Annotated in this window: 22 protein-coding genes and 2 pseudogenes; 7 read left to right on the top strand and 17 right to left on the bottom strand. The window is 69.5% G+C overall.

Translation table 11 applies throughout. From position 1 onward, the window contains the following. The first annotated feature begins 286 nt into the window (after positions 1 to 286). Positions 287 to 1282: a hypothetical protein gene (locus tag ACIQ9G_RS30390; protein ID WP_403615842.1), complete on the top strand. Its 996-nt coding sequence runs from the start codon at positions 287 to 289 to the stop codon at positions 1280 to 1282. Positions 1283 to 1350: 68 nt separating this feature from the next. Here ACIQ9G_RS30390 and ACIQ9G_RS30385 read toward each other — a convergent pair whose 3' ends face one another. Then, a complete protein-coding gene (locus tag ACIQ9G_RS30385) occupies positions 1351 to 1503 on the bottom strand; it encodes a hypothetical protein (protein ID WP_403615840.1) in 153 nt (50 codons plus the stop codon). Positions 1504 to 1831: 328 nt separating this feature from the next. After that, positions 1832 to 2686, bottom strand: coding sequence for a transposase (locus tag ACIQ9G_RS30380; RefSeq protein WP_403615916.1), 855 nt, complete (start codon positions 2684 to 2686; stop codon positions 1832 to 1834). A 145-nt stretch (positions 2687 to 2831) separates the two neighbouring features. Here ACIQ9G_RS30380 and ACIQ9G_RS30375 point away from each other — a divergent pair, with 145 nt between their 5' ends. From ACIQ9G_RS30375 to ACIQ9G_RS30365, 3 genes are all read left to right on the top strand, one after another. Further along, the gene (locus ACIQ9G_RS30375; protein WP_403615838.1) at positions 2832 to 2984 is read left to right on the top strand and encodes a hypothetical protein; all 153 of its coding nucleotides are present in this window, start codon (positions 2832 to 2834) and stop codon (positions 2982 to 2984) included. A 412-nt stretch (positions 2985 to 3396) separates the two neighbouring features. Next, positions 3397 to 3969, top strand: coding sequence for a class I SAM-dependent methyltransferase (locus ACIQ9G_RS30370; RefSeq protein WP_403615835.1), 573 nt, complete (start codon positions 3397 to 3399; stop codon positions 3967 to 3969). Positions 3970 to 3988: 19 nt separating this feature from the next. After that, positions 3989 to 5080 (top strand): class I SAM-dependent methyltransferase, encoded by a 1092-nt coding sequence (locus ACIQ9G_RS30365; protein WP_403615832.1) that lies wholly within the window; start codon positions 3989 to 3991, stop codon positions 5078 to 5080. A 21-nt stretch (positions 5081 to 5101) separates the two neighbouring features. Here ACIQ9G_RS30365 and ACIQ9G_RS30360 read toward each other — a convergent pair whose 3' ends face one another. Next, the gene (locus ACIQ9G_RS30360) at positions 5102 to 6145 is read right to left on the bottom strand and encodes a saccharopine dehydrogenase family protein (protein ID WP_403615830.1); all 1044 of its coding nucleotides are present in this window, start codon (positions 6143 to 6145) and stop codon (positions 5102 to 5104) included. A gap of 129 nt (positions 6146 to 6274) precedes the next feature. Between ACIQ9G_RS30360 and ACIQ9G_RS30355 the strand changes: the two genes are divergently transcribed. Next, a complete protein-coding gene (locus ACIQ9G_RS30355) occupies positions 6275 to 7210 on the top strand; it encodes a helix-turn-helix domain-containing protein (protein WP_403615827.1) in 936 nt (311 codons plus the stop codon). Positions 7211 to 7481: 271 nt separating this feature from the next. On the opposite strand, the gene tgmC is transcribed toward ACIQ9G_RS30355, so the two are convergent. The 11 genes from tgmC to ACIQ9G_RS30300 form a co-directional block, all read right to left on the bottom strand. After that, positions 7482 to 8600, bottom strand: a complete 1119-nt coding sequence (gene tgmC, locus ACIQ9G_RS30350; protein ID WP_403615825.1) for an ATP-grasp peptide maturase system methyltransferase — start codon at positions 8598 to 8600, stop codon at positions 7482 to 7484. After that, positions 8597 to 9544: an ATP-grasp ribosomal peptide maturase gene (gene tgmB / locus ACIQ9G_RS30345; RefSeq protein WP_403615823.1), complete on the bottom strand. Its 948-nt coding sequence runs from the start codon at positions 9542 to 9544 to the stop codon at positions 8597 to 8599. The genes tgmC and tgmB overlap by 4 nt, the downstream gene beginning before the upstream one ends. Beyond that, the gene (tgmA, locus tag ACIQ9G_RS30340) at positions 9541 to 9834 is read right to left on the bottom strand and encodes a putative ATP-grasp-modified RiPP (RefSeq protein WP_403615821.1); all 294 of its coding nucleotides are present in this window, start codon (positions 9832 to 9834) and stop codon (positions 9541 to 9543) included. Before tgmA ends, tgmB begins: the two co-directional genes overlap by 4 nt. 298 nt (positions 9835 to 10132) lie before the next feature. Continuing rightward, the gene (locus ACIQ9G_RS30335) at positions 10133 to 10648 is read right to left on the bottom strand and encodes a hypothetical protein (protein WP_403615819.1); all 516 of its coding nucleotides are present in this window, start codon (positions 10646 to 10648) and stop codon (positions 10133 to 10135) included. Continuing rightward, entirely contained in the window at positions 10645 to 11424 is a 780-nt protein-coding gene (locus tag ACIQ9G_RS30330) for an ATP-binding protein (RefSeq protein WP_403615913.1), read from the bottom strand. Before ACIQ9G_RS30330 ends, ACIQ9G_RS30335 begins: the two co-directional genes overlap by 4 nt. A 176-nt stretch (positions 11425 to 11600) precedes the next feature. Beyond that, entirely contained in the window at positions 11601 to 11996 is a 396-nt protein-coding gene (locus ACIQ9G_RS30325) for a hypothetical protein (RefSeq protein WP_403615817.1), read from the bottom strand. A 144-nt stretch (positions 11997 to 12140) separates the two neighbouring features. Continuing rightward, positions 12141 to 12362 (bottom strand): hypothetical protein, encoded by a 222-nt coding sequence (locus ACIQ9G_RS30320; protein WP_403615815.1) that lies wholly within the window; start codon positions 12360 to 12362, stop codon positions 12141 to 12143. A 38-nt stretch (positions 12363 to 12400) separates the two neighbouring features. Further along, complete coding sequence (locus ACIQ9G_RS30315) at positions 12401 to 14095, bottom strand: helix-turn-helix domain-containing protein (protein ID WP_403615813.1); 1695 nt, start codon at positions 14093 to 14095, stop codon at positions 12401 to 12403. Further along, complete coding sequence (locus tag ACIQ9G_RS30310; protein ID WP_403615811.1) at positions 14026 to 14565, bottom strand: hypothetical protein; 540 nt, start codon at positions 14563 to 14565, stop codon at positions 14026 to 14028. Before ACIQ9G_RS30310 ends, ACIQ9G_RS30315 begins: the two co-directional genes overlap by 70 nt. 225 nt (positions 14566 to 14790) lie before the next feature. Beyond that, complete coding sequence (locus ACIQ9G_RS30305) at positions 14791 to 17103, bottom strand: FdhF/YdeP family oxidoreductase (RefSeq protein ID WP_403615808.1); 2313 nt, start codon at positions 17101 to 17103, stop codon at positions 14791 to 14793. 36 nt (positions 17104 to 17139) lie between these two features. Continuing rightward, a complete protein-coding gene (locus tag ACIQ9G_RS30300) occupies positions 17140 to 17760 on the bottom strand; it encodes an SRPBCC family protein (RefSeq protein WP_403615910.1) in 621 nt (206 codons plus the stop codon). Positions 17761 to 18098: 338 nt separating this feature from the next. On the opposite strand from ACIQ9G_RS30300, the pseudogene ACIQ9G_RS30295 reads away from it, so the two are divergent. Both ACIQ9G_RS30295 and ACIQ9G_RS30290 read left to right on the top strand, forming a co-directional pair. Next, positions 18099 to 18338: pseudogene (locus ACIQ9G_RS30295) on the top strand (helix-turn-helix domain-containing protein); the annotation flags it as partial. Positions 18339 to 18609: 271 nt separating this feature from the next. After that, a pseudogene (locus ACIQ9G_RS30290) lies at positions 18610 to 19308 on the top strand (transposase); the annotation flags it as partial. 566 nt (positions 19309 to 19874) lie between these two features. Here ACIQ9G_RS30290 and ACIQ9G_RS30285 read toward each other — a convergent pair. The 3 genes from ACIQ9G_RS30285 to ACIQ9G_RS30275 all read right to left on the bottom strand — a co-directional run bounded on the left by ACIQ9G_RS30285 (position 19875) and on the right by ACIQ9G_RS30275 (position 23359). Beyond that, positions 19875 to 20198, bottom strand: a complete 324-nt coding sequence (locus tag ACIQ9G_RS30285; protein WP_403615806.1) for a hypothetical protein — start codon at positions 20196 to 20198, stop codon at positions 19875 to 19877. 759 nt (positions 20199 to 20957) lie between these two features. After that, positions 20958 to 22328, bottom strand: a complete 1371-nt coding sequence (locus ACIQ9G_RS30280) for an MFS transporter (RefSeq protein WP_403615803.1) — start codon at positions 22326 to 22328, stop codon at positions 20958 to 20960. A gap of 23 nt (positions 22329 to 22351) precedes the next feature. Then, on the bottom strand, positions 22352 to 23359 hold the full coding sequence (locus tag ACIQ9G_RS30275; RefSeq protein WP_403615801.1) for an FAD-binding oxidoreductase: 1008 nt from the start codon (positions 23357 to 23359) through the stop codon (positions 22352 to 22354). Position 23360 lies beyond the last annotated feature (1 nt).

Here is a 23360-nt window from a genome sequence, read left to right as displayed (position 1 = left end):
CCGTGGACGCGACGGACGGCGTGCCGGGCGCAGACCGGCCGCTTGCGCTGTGGCCGGAAACCCCGGCGGGCGGCGGTTGGGGGGCGGTTCAGGGGACGAGGAGCCGCCGCCGCGGTGACGGTGGAGTCACGGAAGGACGGTGCGGGGCGGGGCGGGGGCGACTTCACGAAGTATGTGCGGGCCCTTCTTCCGCCGTGCTCGCCTGCGGTTTCGGACCGTCACCGCGACTGCGTGCGGGCCTAGTTTGACGTTCGAGCTCCCACCCCCTTTCGAAAGGCGACATGTCATGGCGCAGTCAGCACAGCGGCCTGCCCCGTCCCCCTCCCGAGCACGACGGGCCGCGGACAGCGGTCCGGCGTCGTCCTCGTTCTTCTTCAACGGCCATGCGCCGCGCCGCCGTGCGCTGGTCGGCGTGGTCGCCGCGCTCTTCGGTTTCGCCCTGACGGTGGTGTGGTCCGCGCAGTTCGTGGACCGGACCATCGGTGACAACGTCGCGGACACCCTGCTCGGCCATGCCGCCAAGGGCACGCCGATCGCGGGTGCGCTGGCGGGGCTGGCGTTCGCGCTGGCCACCGGGGTCGCGGGCACGTTCACCGCGTGCAACGTGGCCGTCTTCAGCGCGGTGGCGCCGCTGACCGGCGGCCCCGCCGCCACCCGGCGGGGCAGGATGGCCGCCGCGCTGCGCCCGCTGAGCCGGCTCGCCCTCGGTGCGGTCACCGTGTCCGCCGTGTACGGGGCGGTGGTGTCCCTCGCCGGTACGGGCATGCCGCAGTTCGACGACAGCCAGGGCGGCCAATTCTCCGGACGCCTGGTGCAGGCGATGGTGGTCTACGGGCTGATCGGCCTGCTGATGACGTATCTGGGTCTGGCCGCGCTGGGAGTGGTGCGTGATCCGCTGGCCCGGCTGTCGCGGCGGTTCCCGGGCGCGCCGATGTACTTCATGGGCGGCCTGATCGGCGCCTTCCTCATCGGCCGCCCCTTCCCGCTGTTCCGCCAGCTGTTCCGGGACGCCGCCCAGAGCCACAACCCGCTGTACGGGGCGGCCGCGTTCGGTCTTCAGTCGATCGGCAACATCACCGTCATGTCGGTGCTGTTCCTGCTGGTGGCCGGTCTGTTCGGGGAGCGGCTGCACCGGTGGACGGCGCGGCGACCGAGCCGCGCGTCGGTTCTGATGGCGACGGGCTTCCTGGCGGCGGGCGTGTTCCTGATCCTGTACTGGGACGTACGGATCCTGGCCGTCCGGGAGCTGATCTGGTACCCGATGGCGCCCTGGGCGGCCTGAACCTCACCCCGTGAGGCGCAAAGGCCTGGCCGGAGACCTCCGGCCAGGCCGCACACCCAGGGCGGGCATCAGGCAGCCCCCGCGCGGGCTGCGGAGGCGACTGCGCCCACCAGCTCATCCGCCGCGTCGACGATGTCGAAGGCGATGAGCTGCCAGGCGTCGAGAACGGGCACGAGGTCGCCGAGGACCTGCGCGAAACGGCTGTCGCTCTCGCAGGTCATCCCGGCACTCCCCTCCACCAGGGCGGCCCGGGCACGGGAAGAAGCCACCCTGCCGTCATCGACCGCCGAGGTCAGAAACCGTTCCGCGACGCAGGCTTTCGAAAACCGATCGGTGTCCACACACCAGCACAAAAGTCCCCATGAGCTCCTCGACACGGCGGCGGACCCGGGCGGTGGCCACGGGCTCCAGGAAGAAGTCGGGGCAGGGCTGGGCATGAACGGCAGCGGACACGGTGGCTCCTCTCATCAGTCCGAACGGTCGACCAAGCCCCACCCACCGCGGCGCCCGCAAAGCAGCGGCGCGGCCGGTGTGCTCTTGGACGGCATCTCAACTGCAGGCCCTAAGAGCACAACACCACGCTCCGGCGGCCCGGACCACCGACGCCGTCACCACGGGCGATGCGCGGGCACCGGGAGCCGACCGGCACCGGACCGACGGCGCACCACCGATTCGTCGTGAAACACGTTCCGGCGGTAGTGGTGGGTCGCTGATGGAAGTGTGTCGCGAGGGTGACGTGCCGGTACCAGCCCGGACAGCGTCGGACCTCGTACTGATCCAGGCCGCATTCGTTCTTCGCGGCCTGGAAGCACTCCTCGATCGCCACCGGCTGCCGGCGACCCGAGCGAGCTCGAAAACCTCGGTGCCGACGGGCGCGCAGGCAAGGTAGTAGGCGATCTCTTCCGGGCCGGCGAGTCTGCGGCGGGCCAGAACCCACCGGTCGTGCGTGGGCTGATCGCCGTCGAAGTCGGGAATGGCCGACAGTTTCGCCGCGGCCCAGCCGTAGACGCGCCGCCCCTTCGCGCCGTCGCCGCAGGAATGACGTTCCCAGGCTTCGTCCGGCGCTTGGGCGATGACAAGGTCGATCCGACCCAGCGCGGGGACGGGCTGGGATTTCGGGACAGCCAGGACGTAGCCGACACCAGCTTCCTCCAGCATCCGCCGCAGCCGCCATTCCTGGCCGTAGGCCGAGTCCGCGGTCACCCAGGCGATGGGCAGTGGTGAGGCCAGGGCCCTTTGGATCATGGTCTTGGCGAGGTCGCCCCTGGTCGCGAACTCGCGGGCGTCGGGTATTTTCGCCGCCCGGCAGCGGTCCCGGTCGTCGGTCCAGGACTTCGGCGGATACAACTCCCGGTCCACCAGTGCCCGTCCGCGCTGGGAGACGTAGGCGGCGAAGACCCCGATCCGACAGTTCTCAGTGCAGCCGGCAGTCCCCGGGTACTGCCGCTGAACCCCGGCGAAGACCCAGCTCGGTCTCTACGGCTTCACCCGAACGGCCCTCAACACCTTCCGGCATCTCCCCCAGGGGCCACTGGAACGAACCGAAGGCGTGGAGATGCTGCGCTTCATCGAACATGGCCACGACGCGCGGATGCTCGGCGTCGCGGACGAAGGATCGGCGATCGACACTCCCGAAGACCTCGCAAGGGCCAGCACCTTGCTGCGGATTCACACCGCGCCTGCGATCCCCCGCTTCTCCTGACAACCGCCGTCGACCGCCGCTCCCTGGATCCGGCACTCTACTCGGCCGCTTCCGCCAGATCTCGCTCCATCCCCGGGCGCCTGAACAACAGCACCCGCGGCGTTTTGGCCACCACCACTCCGGTCACTGGCCCAGGGGCCGCAAGGGTCGATGCAACCCGCAAGCTCCGGCGCGCACTCAATCCCCGGGTCGCCAACACGACCGAAACACAGGTGTTCGAAATTCCGGCCGGCACGTTGACCTGCAGGAGCAACCACACAACCGTCAAGGGGGGACCTTGTGACTTCGGCCAGGACACCAGCACCTGCGACCCCCCATAACGTGGCCGGAAGCCGGAGAAGCAGCGCCTGCAGCTCTTGCCAATGCCCAGGACCAAGAGCCCTGCTGTCTTGCCCGTTCGCAAAGCGGCCGAGTGGCGACCGCGCCAGCCACCGCAGACTACTGGGAGCCGCTCTGGGTCGGCGGACGACGGTATCGCGAGGTCACCAGCACCGAGGCAGCGCTGCTGGTCGACCATGTCGGACCGGGCCACGGACGCCCGGCACTCGACATCGGCACCGGCGAGGGTTCTCTCGCACGCCGCCTTCACCAGCTCGGTTACCGCACCACTGGCATCGACTTCGCGCCCAGCGCCATCGCCGCGGCCCGTAACACTCAGCAGGGCGACGGGCCGGCCTGGCATCTGATGGACTTCGTCTCCGATGACCTCAGCGCCCTGCCGGATGCCGCGTATGCGGTCGTCACCTGCCGCCTGGTCTATCGGTGGATCGACGACAAGGCGACCTTCCTCGACCGCGTCCGACAGGTCCTGGCGCCCGACGGGACCTTCTGGGTCGTCACCGAACTCGCCGACCGTCGCAAAGAGAACGATCCGTACAGGAACCTCGGGATCACACCCGCCGAGGCCGAGATCCTCACCGCGGGCTGGTCGGTCCTACGCACCGTCGATCTCGACGTGCTGCGCTGCTATGCACTCCACCCCTGAACTCAGCACGGAGGTCGACGTGTTGGACATCGAGCATCAGACCCGCCTCGCCTGGGACACCTATGGAAAGCACCACCTGGAGCGCGCTACTCCCCTGCCGGAAGTGGACCGGATCAGCTGGGGTCCTGCAGCAAACGGGCCGGGGGACGCCATCCTCGGGGACATCGAGGGCCTGCGGGTCCTGGACATCGAGAGAGCGCGGGCCCGCTACCCCGATGTACCAGACCTGCGGCTGGTGCACGCCGACGCTGTCGAGTACCTGGGCACGACAGCCCCGTACGACGTGATCTACTCCCTCAGCACCTTCCACTTCGTCGACCCGCACCGGCTCCTGCCCGCCCTGTCGACCGCCGTCAAACCGGGCGGACGGCTGTACTTCACCGTGCTGCACACCAACTCCGCCGACGATGGCCCCACCTCGACCGTCACCCCACGCCCGGAGATCCTGCGCCTTGCCGACGGCGACGATCTAACCGTGCACATGTGGGTGCTCACACCCGAGTTGTGGGAAGACCTGCTCGTGCACTACGGGTTCCGCGTGCAGGGCATCACCGTCCTCGACGCGCCGGAGAAAAACAACCCCGCCTCCTACCGACTGTCCCAGATCCACCGGCCGGCCCGGATCACCGCCCGTCCCCGCGTCGCGAAGCCACCCATCGCCCATGCGGCCGTCGGCGTCGGGGCAGTGCTGCTCGGACCCCAGGGCCTCCTCCTCGGCCGACACCGGCTAGGCACACAGGAGCTGCACTTCGGCGAGTTCGTGGTCGCGAAACCGGGCCGCAATGAGCTTGTCGATCTCACTGAGTTCACCGACAGCACCGCGACGTCCGCGATCGCCGGGAACAGCAGCTTCTCCAGCCGGAGCACGACCTCTTCCACGGCCCGGACTGTCAGCCCAGTCGCACGGACCACGGCCTATTTTCGGGCGACTTCGCATGTCGCTTGGGAACGCTCAACCGTCACTCACCGTGGCCACTGCACGAAAGCTGTGCCAGAAACCGAATTTGGGCAGCGGCTGTTCAGCACTTCGGACAGCACCCGGGAAGGTGAGGTAATCGAACGGGGAATGCCGATGCCTATGTCGTCATGGCTCGCCGAGGGCGTGCCCTGACAGTCGGCCGGATGAGTGATGTCAGGCGGCCTGCTTCTGCGGGTGCAGGTCGAATGCGATGTGCGGGGCGAGGGCGTGCAGGAAGTCTGAGGCGTCGAAGATCTCGCCGGCGGAGGCAACGCCAGGGGTCTTGATGTGGCCGGTCAGGACGCGCTCGAGGGCCTCCGTGACAAGGGGCGCGGTGACGGCGTAAATGTCCCGTCCGCTGGCCGTGGCCCGGCGTTCGGATCCGTGCGAGCGCACGACCACGTCGACGAGGAAGGTCTGGTCCGAGCGCCCGCTCTTGTCGGCGGCGGTCGGGGCTTGCGTGTGGGCGGCGGCGACATCGCGGACCGCCTCGGCGGTCATGTAGGTGGTCACGTCGGGGATGGACAGGTGCTGGGGGACGGTGACGACGTCCGCCATCGTGAACTCTCCGATCACCGGCCGGGGTCCCATCGGATCCGGGAAGCTCCACTCCAGGGTGGGTGCGGCGTCGGTACGGTGCTCCCACCGTCCGCCGCTGTAGCGCAGGCGGTTGGCGCCGCGCCGCTCGCGGGAGACCGCGCCCGAGAGCCGGGTGCCGGCGGTGGGGTGCCAGCTGCTGAGCGCGTAGGCGATGTGTGCCTCGTCGGCTTCGGTCCAGTCGCCCATCGCCGTGGTGGCCAGCAGGTCGCCGAGACCGCCGAAGAAGGCCATGGCCGGGACGATCACCGCTCCCGCGTCCCGGGCCCGCTTGGAGTAGTGGGCGAAGGTGTCGAGGTTTGCCTCGAGTTCGGCGGCCACGTCCAGGTACGGGATCCCCGCGCGCAGCGCGGCCTCGATCACGGGGCCGGCGGTCGAAGCGAAGGGGCCGGCGCAGTTGATGACCGCCGCCGTTCCCGCCAGGGCCCGGTCCAGGGAGGCCGGGTCCTCGACCGACGCCACACGGGCCTGCAGCCCGTGCTCGCCGGCGAGTTCCTCCAAAGCCTGCGCGTTGCGTCCGGACGGCACCGGGACGAACCCACGCGCGGCCAGCTCCGCAACCACGAACCGCCCGGTGTGACCGTACGCGCCGAACACCGTCACCAGCTGAGCTGACCCCATGAGATGGCTCCCCGTGCACTCGAACACCCGCTGCGATGTCGATCCGCGGCGGCTTGACACCCTCATCCTGTCCTCGCAGCAGCACTCCGCACGAGCGTCGGAAACGACATGCCACGTACAGTTTCGGACATGCCCGCTGTCGCGCTGGCCGTCACCGACGGCATGCTCCACTACGAACTGTCCGTGGCTGTCGAGGTCTTCGGAGCCGACCTGACCCACATCCTGGACCCCTGGTACGACTTCTCCCTCTGTGGAAACGGTCCGGTGCGCCTCGACCGCCTCCGTGTGGAACCCGACCACGGACTCGACCACCTCGCGCACGCGGACACGGTGATCGTCCCCGGCTGGGCCGACACGGATCGCGAACCGCCCGCCGAGCTGGTCGAGGCAGTGCGCGCCGCCCACACGGCCGGCGCCCGCGTGGCCTCACTGTGCACGGGCGCCTTCGTCCTGGGCGCGGCAGGACTGCTCGACGGCAGGCGCGCCACCACACACTGGGCCCACACGCGGGAACTGGCCCGGCGCCACCCAGCGGCCACCGTCGATCCAGACGTCCTCTACGTCGACAACGGTGACGTTCTCACCTCCGCGGGCAAGGCCGCCGCCATGGACCTGTGCCTGCATCTGGTCCGCCTCGACCACGGCTCGGCCATCGCCAACAAGATCGCCCGCCGTCTCGTCATCCCGCCGCACCGCGACGGCGGCCAGGCCCAGTTCATCGCAACCCCCGTACCCGCCCCGGGGAACCACCCTCTGGGCGAGCTCTTCCCCTGGGCGCTGGAGCGACTGGACCAGCCGCTCACCGTAGAGGATCTCGCCCGCCAGGCCCGCATGAGCTCACGCAACCTCGGCCGCCACTTCAAGCACCTCACCGGGACCACGCCACTGCAGTGGCTCCACACCCAGCGCATCCGCCACGCCCAGGAACTGCTTGAGACCACCAACGCCACCGTGGACACCATCGCCGTGGCCACTGGCATGGGCACCGCCACCACCCTGCGCCGACACTTCCACCGCAGCGTCGGCGTCCCACCCGACACCTACCGCCGCACCTTCCGCCCCTGAGGAGTAGTCCCAAGACCCCACCAGGCAATCGAACAGGACCGCGGCACGGCGCTGTCCGAAGTTCTCGTGAACATCGACATTGGCTCGGACTGGGCGCCTCCACGAGCGGTGAGGATTCGCTGTCGTAACTCGCGGATAAAACCATGCGCGAGGTGCTGCTTCTTTCTCCGCCGCCAGCGGGCTGGACGCTCGTCGTAAAGCGCCCGCATACAGCGGAGGGCCCGCCCATCCGCCACGGGGGAGACGGACGAGCGGGGCCGGTCGATGGGCACTACCAGTGAAGGCTTTGGGCCTCTGCGGTGACGCGAACGGTAGCGTCCTCCACCGCTGGTGTCCCGGCGGCGTGCCAGCGGCCGAGGTGCTCCTCGACCGCATCCCAGAGGGGGTCGGGACCGTCCTGCCGGACGATCCAACGGCCGCCCTCTTCGTGCAGCGCGGCCCATGAGCCCGTCTCGACGTCGACCAGGACGTCCTCCTCGTGCCGGCCCTGTTGCAGCTTCAGGTGCTGCGCGGCCGGCACGGCGAACTGCGCGACGAACCGGGTCGTCCAGTCGTCCAGGACGTCGGCACCGATGACGGTCTCGCGCTCCTTGCCCGCGCTGAGGTCGGGAAGCAGGCCGAGCGGGGGCGGCAGATGAGGGCGGGCGAGCATGAAGCTGACGTGCCCGCCCAGCACCGGCCCGGACGCCGTGCCGTCCTCGTGGACCGTCAGGCGGACCAGCTCCGATGCGTTGAGCCAGCCGCCGATGGTGGTCAGGATCTGCCCGCCAGGGCGAGTCTGCTCGAGCCAGGCCGCGGGCACCGTGCGTACGGCACAGGTGGCAATGATCCGCTCATACGGTGCGCCTTCGTCATCGCCGAGGAGGCCGTCGCCCGTCAGGAGGGTGGGGAACGTGCCGAGCCGGCCGAGGGCTTCCCGAGCGCGCTGGGCCACTCCTTCGTCGTACTCGATCGAGGTGACGTTCTCGTCGCCCAGGCGCGCGCAGAGGACCGCGGTCGAGTAGCCGGTGCCGGTGCCGATCTCCAGCGCCTTCATGTTCGATTCCACCTGCAGGTCCTCGAGCATGCGCAGCACGAGCGAGGGGAGCGTGCTGGAGCTGGTCGGCTCCCGCATGATCTCGCCGCGCATGTCCGTCGGCTTGATCGTGCCCGCGATCTGCGTCACCAGGGATTCGTCGGCGTAGCAGGCTGCAAGCCAACCCTCCCCGCCTGGCGGGATCGGGACCCAGGCGGTAGGCGATGAGCCGGGCACCACGCGAAAGAACCCGCTGCGGAGGAACTCGTGCCGGGGCACTGCCGCAGCGGCGTGCTTCCACGGTTGCGTGCGCAGGGAGCCGCTGGCCGTCATGCTGTCGATGAGCTGCCGCAGCAGGTGTTCGTGGTCGCTCACGGCTTCCTTTCCAGTAGGTCGGCCAGAGCTGCGCACATCGGCAGACCGGTCTCGGTTTCCAGCCAGTACCACTGACCGGAGGGGTTGCATTCCAGGAACCACCATCGCCCTTCGGCATCGACGGCGAAGTCGAAAGCGCCGAAGAGGAGCCCGAAGCGGTCCAAGTACTCATGGAGCGCCGGCTCGATCTCCGGTGGCGGCGTTACGGGGGTGTAGCTCAGGCGGCTGTAGTCGGTCCGCCAGTCCAGGAGGTCGGAATCGATCCGGACGCAGAACGGCCGGGGCCCGATGACGGTCACGCGGACGTCCGCCGTCTTCGGCACGAGCTTCTGGAACAGGTGCGCGGTGCCGGCGACGCGGTCGTCGACGTCCTCGGCGGCCACCTCGGCAATCTTCACGACGGAGGAGACGTCGTCGACCCGATACACGGGGTTGTGCAGGGGCTTGTAGATCACGGGGCCGTGCCGCTTGATGAAGGCCCTGGCGGCGTCGGGACTCGACGTGATGAGCGTGGGCGGCACCTGGAGGCCTGCCTGCGCCGCGGCGGCGGGCCCGGACGGTTTGAATTCTGCGTCGCCGATGCAGTGCGGGTGGTTCACGTACAGGCAGCCGGGAAGCGACGCGATGACGCCGCCGAGGCCGTATCGGGCCTGGGTGATGGCGAACCGCGCGTCCTGCTCGTCGAGGTGCGGGAAGGCGAAGCCGGTCGGGCGGCGGTAGTAGAGCGCGCGGACGCCTGCCAGGTCGGCAGTGCGGGACGGGGTGTCGAGGCGCCCCCGGATGCCGTCCTGGGTGATCTCTGCCTCCACCGACAGTGATGCGGGGAAGTCCCCCGAGTCGAACCGCACGACCGGGACGCCCCGGTCGTGCAGCTCGCCGATCACCACGTCGGCGGTGGGGTCGTACAGGCTGGTGACGACCAACACCGGACGCGGATCACTCACTGGTCGTTGTCGCTCCCCGTATCGCTGTCCTGGGTGCTGCCGTTCCCGTCGGGGCTGGTGCCCGTGGAAGGGCTGGTGCCGGTGCTGGTGCCGTGGCCGGGCATCTCCATCACCTGACCGGAGCCGTCGAAGAACACGGCGGTCTGGGTGTCCGGGTTCAGCTCGACCCGGGCGTGGGCGGGGGCCATCGTCGGGTACGGCGCCATGCGGCTGACGCCCCACGGGGCCGGGGTGAGGGCGCCCTGCGGGACCGCCGTGCTCGTGGGCAGACGGTCGGAGTGGACGAACATCCGTTTCTCCTCAGTGTCGCAGTTGCAGGTAGATGGGCGGGCCCGATGCGGAGGTGGAGCCGGGAAGGCTCCACGGGTCCGCCCGACGCCGGCCGCCTGTCCTTCGTGGGTGTGGCCGACCGGCGCGTCCGGCCCCGGCGCAGAGCGGCACACAAGCCTTTGGGGGGACGGTTCGGAGCAGCACATCCCCGCGCCGGAAGTCTTGCCCTGCGGCCGGGACCGGATCCGCCCTGGCCGCAGGTGTCTGGCCCGTGCTCGTCGACGCCCCAAGGGGTCACCAGCCGACGGGTACGGGGGCTTAGGTGGTGATGCCGAGCCGGTTCGTAAGCGCGGCGTGCGGCGTCGGCTCGGGCCGGAAGCGCGCCAGGGCGTCGCGGAGCGGTCCCGTGGGGACCAGCCGGTCGCTTGCCGAGGGCCGGTGCCAGTACGGGCCCGGCGGAACGCGCCGGTTCAGCGAGGGCAGAGTGATCGTGTGGGGGGCGCCCAGACACACCGCGTGGTCGTGCGGCGCCCAACGGGCGGAGGAGCCGGGCGGAACGAGCCAGTAGAACCATCCGCTTTCGGGGTCCTCGATCACGGGGCCGCATCCGCCCTGCACCTGGTCCATCAGGGCCACGGCCGCGCGTGCCTGCAGACCGGAGCCGGTGATGACGACGTCGAAGAGGTTGCGCCCGAGGTGTACCCGGGTGTCGCGGCCGGCCTGGACTCCCAGGAGGGTACGGATCACCTGCGCGAGGTCGGCCATGTCGGCGGCCGGTTCCTGGGCGGGCCCGGCGGAGTCGACCAGGTGCTGCATCACCTGCGCCGCGGTCACAGGTCCACCGGCCCGGGACGCAGAGCGGCGCGAACGGTCTTGCCGTCGAAGTCGGAGGGCACGAACCAGGTGACGCAGGCGCCCTGTCGCACGATGTCCCACAGGCCGCGCCCGAGTTCGCCGGCGATGGCCTGGTCGAAGTCGGGGAACGTGGGGGCGGGGTCCGTGACGTCGATGAGCAGTTCGTGGGCCTCGGTGACGCTGAGGCAGGCGCCGAGGTGCTGATCGGTCTTCCCGGGGGTGAGCGCATGATGCACGGCGTTGTCGATGAGGACGTGCAGCACGTCGAGCGCGAGGTGTTGGTTGCCGGGCCAGCCCAGCATGGTGAGCAGGGTGCGCGCCTGGATGCGGGCTAAAGCTGAGGCGCTGGGATCGGCGGGGAGATCCATGCGGATCTCGCGCAGGACCGGGGCGGTCGCCGCGGCGGGTTGCATGTTGGGGAGTCCTTCGGTCAGGGGGAGGGTGCACCAGGTCGTTGTGCCGTCGTCGCTGGTTCCCCAGGTTCCGCCGCGCTCCGCGGCCAGGGCGTTGACGAGGAGGAGGCCGCGCCCGGACTCGTCCTCGTCGGCCGCGGTCCTGGGCGAGGCGCTGCCCGGCATTCCGTCGCGTACGGCGATGCGCAGGGTGTCGTCCGCGACGGCGATGGTGAGGCTGATCTCGGTGGTGCCGCTGTGCAGAAGCGCGTTGGTGAGCAGCTCCGAAACGATCACCATCACGTCGGCTGCCATCGTTTCGAGTCCGCAGTACCTGAGTCGGGCGGCGGCGATTCGGCGCATGGCCCCTACCCGGCACGCGTCCTCGACCCGGGGGGCCGCCTCACCGGCGCGGGGGCTGATCTTGAAGCGCTCGCTCATCACGTCCCCACCGCGGCGGTGGGTCGTGCGGAGGGAGCGTGAGGCCGACCGGCCCGGCCCCTCCCCGCGCAGCACCGGCGCAAGGGGTCTTGGCGGGGTCACCGCACGACACCTGCCCCGGCCGGAGACTCCTCGAAGAGGAACGCCTGGTGGTCGTGCAGCCACTGCGTCAGAGACGGGGAGGCAACGCCGGCGCGTTCGGTGCCAGGCGTAGCCACGATGCCCCGAGCCTGTCCAGTCGTGACGAAGGCCTTGGCCTGTGCCCAGTTGCGCCGGCACTCCAGCGGGGTCCCAGTCGTGTCGTGGTCGATGACTTCGCCCACGACCACCCAGTCCCGCGCCTCGGCGTGCCTGCGCAGCCGGGCCAGGACGTCGCCCTCATCCTGCACGGAAGCTATGCACGCGTAGAGCACCACGGTTGCTCGGGCGGTGAAGCCGCCAGCCGCGTCGGCGAGGGCGCGGCGCCTTGAGATGTCGCCGGGGGTCCTGTCCATAGCCGTAACGATGCCGCTACGGAACGTGCAGGTACAGAAAGGGGGCGGACGACTATGGGAACCCGTCAGAACCCAAGTCGTCCGCCCCACATCACTGTTGACGGAGTAACAAACGAAAGTCGTCCGCTACATACCAGTCACGGCTTACAGGGCCGTCTTCGCTGTCGCGGGCGGGAATCCTTGGATGCCCGGGGACACCCCGATCAGCTCCGATACCCGCCGTAGACGTGCCGTAGAGGCCCGGCCGACCTTCTGCACGATGACCCCCGGCAGGGTCTGGTGCCGCGCCCAGTCCGGGTCCTGGCGCAGCGTCTTCTCAAGCGTGTCCAGAGAGGCGTCCCACTGCTTGGCGTCGGCGTGTGCCATCGCCTTATCCATCGCGTACCGGTTCCGCGCCGCCTGAGTCAGCGCCGAGACGTCGTGGATGGAGTCGATGAGGGCCAGGCCTTGCCGGTCTGCCCGAGCGCAACGTTGACGCCGACGGCCTGTGTCGTGGCGGACACCGGACCGAACAGCGTGCCGTGCGCGCGTACTTCCCGGCCCATCCGCGCGCCGGTGGCGTGCGACTGGGAGAGGAAGTCTGCGGCCCGGTCCTTGTCGCCCATCCGGGAGGCCACCACCGCGGCGAAGTTGACGTGGCTGCCGTACGCCGTCAGCTCCTCCGGGGTGGCTGTGGAGAACCGGGGCTCAATGTCAGCCGCCGACTTCTCCGCCAGCTTCAACGCCTCGGGCAGTCGGGCGTCTCGCAGGTACACCCACGACCGGCCAGAACCCACAAGGGCCACCCGCATGTCGTCCGCGGCCCGCTCGGCGGCGTTCTGCGCGTGCCCGATCGCCGAGTACGCCAGATCCCGAGCACCCATCAGGTTCGCCACGTACCCGGCGAGCCGGTAGGCGTCGGACAGCAACCCCCAGGCCGGCGCCTGCTCGCCGTCCGGCTGCTCGTGAAGGTGCGCGGCCGCCGCGACGAGGAACGGGGCGATGACCGCTCCGGCTTCGATGTACCGGCCCTTCCAGTACAGGTCCCAGCATCGGGCGGTGGTCTGTTCCAGGTCGTCCGCGGGGGCCGGCTCGGCATCGACTGGCAAGAGGCCCACGGCGGTATCGTGCACGGCCCTGGACAGGTCTCGGATCATGATCCGGTCACCCTGCTCCAGCGCGCGGCGGGGCGCCTGTTGACCGAGGATGACCGACGTGTCGACGCCCAGGGCGTCGGCGATGGCGAGTAACGTCGGCAGAGACAGCGCCTTGTCCTGCTCCGCCTTCTGAATGGTGACGATGGACAGGCCCGTCAGCTCGGCGAGGTCGGCCTGCCGGATCTCCCGACCGCGAAGGATCTTGATCCGCTCGCCAGTTGTGTAGTCGCTCCATTGGGGCATACTGGCTCCATTCCTAGCGTCCACTGGGAACGGTACCCCCGTCTGGGAGGCCGGAGACTGCGAACGCCCCTTACGTGCCTGTGACGTGAGGGGCGTTCGCATGAAGTCCCGTTGCACCAGTCCGTGACTGTCACTACATCGTCTGCTGCGCGGGTTCGTGTACGGGGACCTTCTCGAACGGGTCGTCCCTCTCGGCCTGGGCGGGACGGACGTACACGGTGCGGGGATGCGTGACCCGGGCCGCCACCGGCCAGCCCGCTCGAGCTGCTCCTCGGTAGCGCCGTGCTTGGCCAAGTCCGTGGCGCCGCCCGCGCGCAGGCCGTGGGAGGTGACGGGGCGGCCGTCGCTGACCAGCCCGGCCGCAGCGGACCAGTGCTTCACGCGCTCGTTGATGACGTGCCCGCGCAGGTGCACACCGCGTTTCGTGGCCGTACGCGCCCGGGTCTCCTCGGTGGCGGGCTTGCCGTTCTTGAGGAGGTGCCGGAAGGCGGGGCCGGTGGTGATGCCCTGCTCGGCGAGGTAGCCCAGCCAGCGGCGCATCCTCGCAACGAGTTGCACGTCGGGCCGGTCCCGCAGGGGGATGGTCTGCTCGTCGTCCTTGTGGGTCTTGTCCTCGGGCAGCCAGACCAGGATGCGATCGTCCTGGATGGTCAGGTCCTCGATCTGGAGGTCGGCGCCCTCGATGCTGCGGCCGAGGATGAGGTAGCCGAAGGCGAGCATGGCCGCGTCGCGGATACCGATCGGCCGCCCGTCTGCTTCGGGACCAGGTACGGCAGCGTGATGGGGAAGGCCTGCCGGGTGCGGACGGCGCGCCTGTTGTTTTTCCGGTAGTCGGCCAGAAGCCGTAGGTAGAGGCTGTTATCCGGCTTCTTGCCAGCTGGCATGGCCGTCTTGATCCGCGACATGTAGTTCTTGATGGTTGAGGCCTTGAGGCCTCGCTGCATCAGGTACCGCCCATACTCAGTGAACGTGGCCGTAGTGCAGGGTACGGCTACGCGTCCCTGCTCCGCGCACCACTCCATGAAGGCCCTCATCGGGCCCGAGTCAGTCGGGTCCGTCTCCTCGAGAATCCTCCTGGTTTCGTCGCTGACGTACAGGTCACGCTCGGTGTACTGCGGCCCCTCGGCGATGGTGGGGATTTCCTGGCCCGGGTAGAGAACAGTGTCCTTACATTCCTCTATCGACACCACTGACCTTCAAAGCGTGGTGTCGTAGGGGCTGACGCCTCATGATCCCTGCGGAATGCCCACCGCATGAGGTATGCGCAGGTGCCCGGGCGCCGAGCGCGAGCCGACTCTCCTTGCCGTGCAAACCGCGGGGCACAAAGGGGGTGGCGTCGCAGACACCTGTGCCGCACGGCGGGGCCCCGCTGCTGCCAGCGGGGCCCCGCCGGGGTGCGGCGTCGTCGGTCTCGGTCAGACGGGTGCCGGCAGCGATCGGTCGCCCGTGGGTTCGAGGCGGACGACGATGCCCTTCGACGTGGGCTGGTTGCTCATGTCGGCGACGCTGTCGAGCGGCACCAGGACGTTCGTCTCGGGATAGTAGGCGGCGGCCGAACCCTTGGCCGCCGGGTAGGGCACGACCTGGAAGTTCTCGACCCGGCGCTCGGTGCCGTCCTCCCAGACGCTCACCAGAGCCACCCGATCGCCTTGGGCGAGGCCGAGTTCGGACAGGTCGGCCGGGTTGACGAGGACGACGTGGCGGCTGCCGTGGATGCCGCGGTAGCGGTCGTTGTTAGTGTACGGGACGGTGTTCCACTGGTCGTGCGAGCGCAGGGTCTGCAGCAGCAGGTGTCCCTCGGGGGCCCGGGGGACCACCCGTTCGTTGCAGGTGAACCGGGCCTTGCCGGTCTCGGTCCTGAACACGCCCTCGTTGACCGGGTTGGGCAGCTGGAAGCCTCCCGGACGGGTCACCCGGGCGTTGAAGTCGTGGAAGCCCGGCACGATCCGGGAGATGCTGTCGCGGATGGTGTTGTAGTCGCCCTCGAACTTGGCCCAGGGAATGTCCCCCTCGCCGTCGAGGCTCAGCCGGGCGAGCCGGCACAGGATGGCGACCTCGCTCAGCAGCACGTGCGAAGCCGGTTCGAGCCGTCCCTGAGAGGTGTGCACCTCGCTCATGGAGTTCTCGACGGTGACGAACTGCTCGCCGTCGGCCTGGACGTCACGCTCGGTGCGCCCCAGCGTCGGCAGGATCAGGGCGGTGTCGCCGCAGACGGTGTGCGAGCGGTTGAGCTTGGTGGAGATGTGGGCGGTCAACCGGCACGAACGCATCGCCTTCTCGGTGACTTCGCTGTCGGGCGCTGCGCGCACGAAGTTCCCGGCCAGGGCGAGGAAGACCTTGACGCGGCCCTCCAGCATCGCCTTGATCGAGTTCACCGAGTCCAGGCCGTGCGGGCGCGGCGGAGCGAAGCCGAACTCCTCCTGCAGGGCGTCCAGGAAGATGTCCGGCATCTGCTCCCAGATGCCCATCGTGCGGTCGCCCTGGACGTTGCTGTGGCCGCGCACCGGGCAGGCGCCCGTGCCGGCGCGCCCCAGGTTGCCGCGCAGCATCAGGAAGTTGACGATCTCCCGGATGGTGGGCACGCCGTGCTTGTGCTGGGTGATGCCCATCGCCCAGCACACGATGACGCGTTCGCTCCGCAGGACCTCGTCGCGGACCTTCTCGATCTCCTCGCGGGTCAGTCCCGTCGCCGCGCGCACGTCGTCCCAGTCGACGGTGCGGGCGTGCCGGGCGAACTCCTCGAAACCGGAGGTGTGGGCGTTGATGAAGTCGTGGTCCAGGACGGTGCCGGGACGCGCGTCCTCCGCCTCCAGCAACAGCCCGTTCAGTGCCTGGAACAGGGCGAGGTCTCCGCCCGGCTTGATGTGCAGGAAGCGGTCGGCGATCTGGGTGCCCCGCCCCACGACCCCACGCGGCTTCTGCGGGTTCTTGAAGCGTCGCAGCCCCGCCTCCGGCAACGGGTTCACCGCCACGATGCGGCCGCCCTTGCGCTTGGCCTCCTCCAGGGCCGAAAGCTGCCGCGGGTGATTACTGCCCGGGTTCTGCCCCACCACGAAGATCAGGTCCGCGTGGTGGAGGTCGTCGAGACTCACGGTCCCCTTGCCGACGCCCAGTGTCTCGTTCAGGGCGAAGCCGCTGGACTCGTGGCACATGTTGCTGCAGTCGGGCAGGTTGTTGGTGCCGTAGGCGCGGGCGAAGAGCTGGAAGACGAAGGCGGCCTCGTTGCTGGCCCGGCCGGAGGTGTAGAAGACAGCCTCGTCGGGCGAGTCCAGCCCCCGGAGCTCCTGCGCCAGGACGCCCAGGGCGTCGTTCCAGCCAATGGGCTCGTAGCGGTCCGACCCGGGCCGTTTGATCACCGGCTCGGTGAGCCGGCCCTGCTGGTTGAGCCACATGTCGGAGCGGGCGGCCAGATCGGACACGCTGTGCTCGCGGAAGAAGTCGGCGGTGATCCGGCGCGTCGTGGCGTCGTCGTTGATGTGCTTAGCGCCGTTCTCGCAGTACTCATTGCGATGGCGCCGGCCCGGAGCGGGGTCCGCCCACGCGCAGCCGGGGCAGTCGACCCCGCCCACCTGGTTCATGGTGAGCAGGTCGACCCCGGTCTTGCGCGGGGAGGTCTGCTCCAGGGAGTACTCCAGCGCGTGCACGACGGCGGGAACCCCTGCCGCCCACTTCTTCGGCGGTGTCACGGAGAGGGAGGTCTCCGGCTCCTCACCGGGCGGCTTCTGCATCGTTTGGCCTTTCTCTTGCCGTGTGCGGTACGCGGGTCAGCCGACCGGCCACTGGGCGACACGGCTCCTGGGCGGTTCCGGGGTGTCGTGCTGAACCCGGCCGTTGCGGATGGTGCCGCGCCAGGCACCGCCCTCCTGACCGAGCCCTTCGATGAAGTGCTTGAAGCTCACCAGTTCCCCGCGCACCAGTCGCGCGGTCAGTCCCACGACCCTGGACGAGCGGGTGAGGACCTTCGCGGCCCCCTGCGGTTGGAGGAGCATCCGGACCGTGATCGCGGTGCCACCGGACTGCGTCGGCCTGAACTCGACCTCGCCCTGGTGGGTGGGGTGCTGCTCCAGGCCACGCCAGGCCAGGTAGGCGTCAGGGTCCTGTTCCACGATCTCGACCGCGAAACGGTGACGCAGGGGGCCGTAGCCGATGGTCCACGCGGTGACGGTAGGCCTGATCTGCTCGACGTCGCGCACCACGGTCGAGAAGCGCGGGAACGTCTTGAACTGCGTCCACTGGTTGTAGGCCGTGCGGACCGGCACCGCGACCTCGACCGTCTCCTCGACGTGCCGCTCGCGCAGCGGACGGCGACGTGTGACGCCGTCGCCGTCCGAGCGCATGCCCGGGGTGTTCGGCACGGCCTGCCCACCGTCGTCTTCGTGCGTCATCATGGTCCTTCTTCCGGTGAGGGAGCCGGGCGTCCGGAGACCCGGCCCTCCCCTTATGGGACAGGGCATCTCTTCCGGTTCCCCGATCCCGGGTTTCGAGTCACCCGACCGTAGGCGTCCCGGCAGGCCCGAGCGCGAGAAGGAGCCGGGCCCAGCTCGCAGAAGGAGCGCCGAGCCCGGGGCGTGGTACGGGCGTTGGTCACGGGCTTCTCCAGGTGGCCGACGGTCACCTCCAGCTTCGCCCCGGGCACGGCTACCCGCCGCTCGGTGGCAGACGAAGGAGTGACTGATACGTCACCGGTCCTGCCGTGACTGCGCGTGGCCGTCAAGCTTCGCCAGTGGCTGAACGAGTACGCGTCCGTAAGAGCGATGACGATGAAGGCCGGCGCCTGCTGCGGATCATTCGTAGGGGCACCGGTTCGGTGGCGACATGGCGGCGGGCCCAGATGGTGCTGCTGCCGGCGCAGGGCACGGCCGTCGCGAAGATCGCCGAGGTGACGTTCACCAGCGCGGACCGGGTCCGAGACGTGATCCACCACCTCGATGCCGACGGCTTCGAGGCGCTCCACCCGAAGCACACCCGGTGGACCGCCACCGAGGCCGGTGCCGCCGACCACGTCGACCAGCTGGCGGCGCTCCTCGGTGACGACGGCACCGGAGCCGGCACGATGTGGCCGTCCCCACCCGGCGCGCTGCGCGTGCGGCCACTGCCCCGCGAGTCAGCAGCCTCTTACCTCACCCGCCTCGCAGCCACCTACCACCTGACCGCCGCCCAACTCCTCGACGGCCTGCACATCACCGTCACCGGCACCTACGCGGCTCCGCCCGCCACCGACATCCACCTCAGCGATCCGCACCGACTCCGGCGGCGGCACTCACGCCTTCCTCGACTGGCTCTCCCGCCGGGGCCGGTGGCTGTCGTATTCCGTCGGAATGACCATCACCGACGCCCTCCACCAGGCCGTGCTGAAGATCCCGAAGAAGGCGTGGACGCCGGCCTACGACGCCGGCGGCACCGAGCGGCCCGGCGCCTGGGTCGCGGAGACCACCGACATGCCCGACCTGAGCACCTGGCCCAAGGGCATGCGGCTGATCGTCAGGAAGGAACGCCCGCACCCCGGCGCCCAGTTGCGCTTCACCGACCTCGACGGGCTGCGGCTGACCTACTTCGCGACCAACACCAAGGGCGGCCAGCTCGCCGACCTCGAACTGCGCCACCGCAGACGGGCCCGCTGCGAGGACCGCATCCGAAACGCCCGTGACACCGGACTGCGCAACCTGCCCCTGCACGACACCGCCCAGAACCGGATCTGGCTGGAGATCGTCTCCCTCGCACTCGACCTCCTCGCCTGGATGCCGATGCTCGCCCTGACCGGCGACACCCGCCGCTGGGAACCCAAGAAACTCCGCCTGCGCCTGTTCTCTGCCGCCGCCCAGCTCGTCAACACCGGCCGCCGCCACTGGCTCCGCTTCACCGCCCGATGGCCCTGGACCGACGTCATCACCCATGCGATCGACAGACTCCACAGCCTCCCGAACCCCGGCTGACCAGCAACTCCGACCGTCCCGACAACCCGCACCACCCCACCGGCGAAGTGGAACCCGGCGCCCACCCGACGCGACAGCCGGGCCGCCGGCCTGCCCACCATCAGCTCCGGAACGCGTGAGGGTCCACCGACTCCGTCGGTGGACCCTCACGAAAGATCGAGGCTAAAGCGGGTGTCGCAGGTTCGAATCCTGCCGGGGGCACAACGCATTACCGCTCTGACCTGCGTCGGAGCATCAGAAAGGCCCCTCGGAAGTGATCTCTGAGGGGCTTTTTGACCTTGCATGGGCACGAATGGGAACGCGCCTTCAGGCAAACCTCGCCGTCTTCCGAGGGCACATCGGGCCTCTCCCTCGGTTCCGGGTGACGTCCCGCGCAAACCAAAGCGAGGGGGGCCTCGGCCTGAGCTTCCTCGAACTGCGGCAGCACCGAGGAGTACGTGTCACCAGGTCTTGGCGTGGGCCTCCCAGTCGGCGCGCTCCCTGTTCTGCCGCTCGCGCCACCGACCTCTTGGAGAACCCAGTGCAACTCGCACCCTCAGCCCTGCGCGCCACCAAACCATCACCGGCTACCTCGGCACCGACACCTGGCAGGTCAACGAGCTGATCATCGACGGCATCATCAGCCTCGACGGCCCCCACGACCGCCAGATCGGCATGCGCCTGCTCGGCGACGGCAGCAGCATCCAGCTGCGGGCCACCGGCGGCACCGAGCCCACCGACCACGAGCCCACCGAAGGCATCACCCCCCCTGCCGCAACGGCCGCCGCTGGCACACGCCGGTCCACATCGGCGGCCTCGAACCCGACAAGGACCCTGGCGTCGTCCTCTACCACGCCATCAGCCAGCGCCTGCTGCCCGTCTTCGACACCGAGCCTGTCTACGTCGGCCACCAGCCGTGGGCAGAGGCCTTCGACAGCGCACTGTCCGAGGTGATGGCCGAGTCGACGCCAGAGGCAGACAGCTCACTGCGCGACAGCGGCCCGGAAGCGCACACCCAGCCCCAGGACACCAGTGAGTACAGGGAACACACGGCCGAGACCGAGCCTGCGCCCGCCCCCGAGACCACGCCCGAACCCAAGCCGCAGGCCCCGGCCGAGCCCACCGCCCAGGTCATCCCGGTGCGGGCCCGCCGCGCCACGCCCGCCGCCGACAAGGCCGACCGACTACAAGGAGCGCCACGCGGTGGAGTGCGGAATCAATCGCCTCAAGCGGCACCGCACGGTCGCCACGAGATACGACAAGCTCGCAGTCCGCTACGAGGCGACCGTGCTGGTCGCAACCATCAACGAATGGCTGTGACCAGCAATTTCGAAACGCACCCTATAGCACGCGCTCTCCATCGCTTCACCGGATCAGACAGCCCCCGGGCCCGGAACTCAACGCTGCCGGGCGGAAAAGTTCCGGGATTTCTTCCCCGGCCTGTCTTCGCCGCCTGCACTGCCGCCCGGCACCCGCACCTGATGGGCGGTCAGCAATACCGGAAGTGCCCCCGGTCTGCGGGAACGAGGCCTTTCGGTCTCCTCGTTCCTGCAGGCCGGAGGCACTTCCGGTGTCGGGCTCTCCCGGGGAGGGCAATCCGCGGGCCCGTGTGCAGGGGACGGCACAGGCCAGCACGGCCTCCCGGGCCCCCGCAGGGCCGGTTTCCGGGATCAGGCCGCCTTGAGCTGCTTCGCGCGGTGTCCGAGGTACAGGACGATCAGACCGCACAGCGCGGTGGGGACCGCGAGGATCATGAACAGCTGCTCGTGGCTCATGCCGCCGGCCAGCATGCCTCCGACGATCATCGGGCCGACGATTCCGCCGACGCGGCCGATGCCCAGCGCCCAGCCGATACCGGTGGAGCGTACTTCTTCGGGATAGAAGGCCGCAGCAAGTGCGATGACGCTCTTCTGGCCGCCGCTGACGGCGCAGCCGACCAGGAAGATCGTCGCCAGGACCATCCAGACCGGCGAGCCCAGCGCCAGGCCCATGAGGACCAGGAAGCCGCAGCCGGCGAAGTAGAGCGTGCCCAGGGAGCCGTAGGCGCCGAGCCGGTCCATCGCGGGCCCGACCACGAAGGCGATCACGATGCCACCGATGGTCGTCATGGACGCGGCGGTCGCCAGAGTGCCGGCGGAGTAGCCGCGATCGGCAAGGATGGTCGGCATCCAGCTCTGCAGGCCGTAGAACATCGCCAGGTTGATCGCGAAGACGACCCACAGCAGGACCGTGCCAAGCAACTGGCGGCCGGAGAGCAGCTCGGTGACCTTGACCCGCTTGCCAAGGTCGGCGCTTTCCGCCTCGACCTGCGGCTTGTTCGTCTCCGGCAGCGTCCGGTCGATCCGGCGGCACAGGGCGTACGCCTTGGCGTTTTCCCCGCGGCGCAGCATGTAGGAGATCGACTCGGGCAGCTGCCAGACCAGTACGAGGAGCAGGACCAGGGGCAGCACGGCGCCGGTGACGAAGACCGAGCGCCAGCCGTGGGCGGGGATGAGCCAGTCGGCGGCATAGTTGGCGACCACGAACCCGAGTGAGAAACCGCAGTAGATCGCCAGGACCAGGCTGGCCCGCAGCCGCTTGGGGCTGTATTCGGCGGTGAGCGCGATGGTGCTCGGGGTGGCCGCGCCGAGGCCTATTCCGGTGATCACCCGCATGATCATGAGCTGGTCGGGACTCTGCGCCCACACCGAGAGCAGCGTCGAGAGCGAGAAGACCGCAACTCCCGCCATGACGAGCCGCTTGTGGCCGAACTTGTCGGAGAGCGGGGCCAGCAGCAGGTAGCCGATCATCAGGCCGACGAGTGCGGCTGAGAAGATCGTGGCCATGGTGCCCTTGGACACACCCCAGTCCTGGGTGATGGCCGGGGCCATGTAGTTGATCGCCTGGGTGTCGAACCCGTCGAGCAGCATGACCAGCCCGCACAACAGCACGGTACGCAGCTGGAAACCGCCCGGGCGGCGCCCGTCGATGAAGCTGGGGAGCTGAAGCGGCCCCCGCAGGCCGGGTACGGCGGCGGACGGGGATGAAGTGGTTTCGGACATAATGTGCTCCAGATGGAGAAGGGTTACTCGACGCCGGCGGGGGCGCCCACGGCCGAGACGAACGCATCGGAGTGGAACCGGTCGGGAGCCACATCGCGCTCGCGCGCCAGCTCCTGGGCGGCGGTTCGGGTCATTGCTTCGCTGCCACAGGCGTAGATGTGGTGGCTGCTCAGGTCGGGATAGTTCGCGATCGCGGCTGCTTGTACCCAACCGGTGGCACCTTCCCAGCCGGTGTGCGGCCGGGAGAGCACGGGGGTGAACCGGAACCAGGGGTAGCGCCGGGTCCACGCTTGGAGGGTGGTGCGGGCGTAGAGATCCTCGAGGGTGCGGGCGCCCCAGTACAGGTGGACTGGGCGGGTCAGGCGCCGGGCGATGTGGTCGAGGATGATCGACCGCATGGGTGCGTACCCGGTGCCGGTGGCGAGCAGGAGGAGGGGCTCGTCGCCGTCCTCGACGAAGAACTCACCGAAAGGCGCCTCGATCTCCACGGTGTCGTGGAACTCCAGATGCTGCAGGATCCGGGCTGAGAACACGCCGTTGGGTTCGTGCCGGACGTGCAGCTGGGCGAGGTCGTTGTGCTGGGGTGCATTGGCCAGCGAGTACGACCGGGTATCGCCGTCGTCGAGGATGACGTTGAGGAACTGGCCGGCCTGGAAGGGCGTCCGCCGGCCGATCGGGTAGCGCAGGTCGAGAACGGTGACGCCGGGGGCGACCTGGCGGCGCCGATACACCGTCGTGGTCAGCCGCTTACGCACCGGCGGGGTCCGCGCCGCGATCAGGCGCGGCGCGATCTCGATATCGCCGGTCGGCTGCGCCCGGCAGAGCCGGACCTCGGCCGGGCCGCAGACGGAACCGCTGCCTGGCATGTCCAGCGGGCCTGCGGTCACCAAGCCGAGGCAGGTGTCGCACACGCCCTTGCGGCAGGAGGACGGAATCGCCCAGCCGGCCGTCTCGGCGGCGTCCAGGACGTTCTGCCCCGGCTCGCAGCCGAAGGCGATATCAGAGTCGCGGACACTGATGGTGAAGGTCATC

Source organism: Streptomyces sp. NPDC096152 (assembly GCF_044763235.1).
In the GTDB taxonomy this organism is placed as follows: Bacteria; Actinomycetota; Actinomycetes; order Streptomycetales; family Streptomycetaceae; genus Streptomyces.
This window is presented reverse-complemented; position numbering and strand designations above follow the sequence as displayed.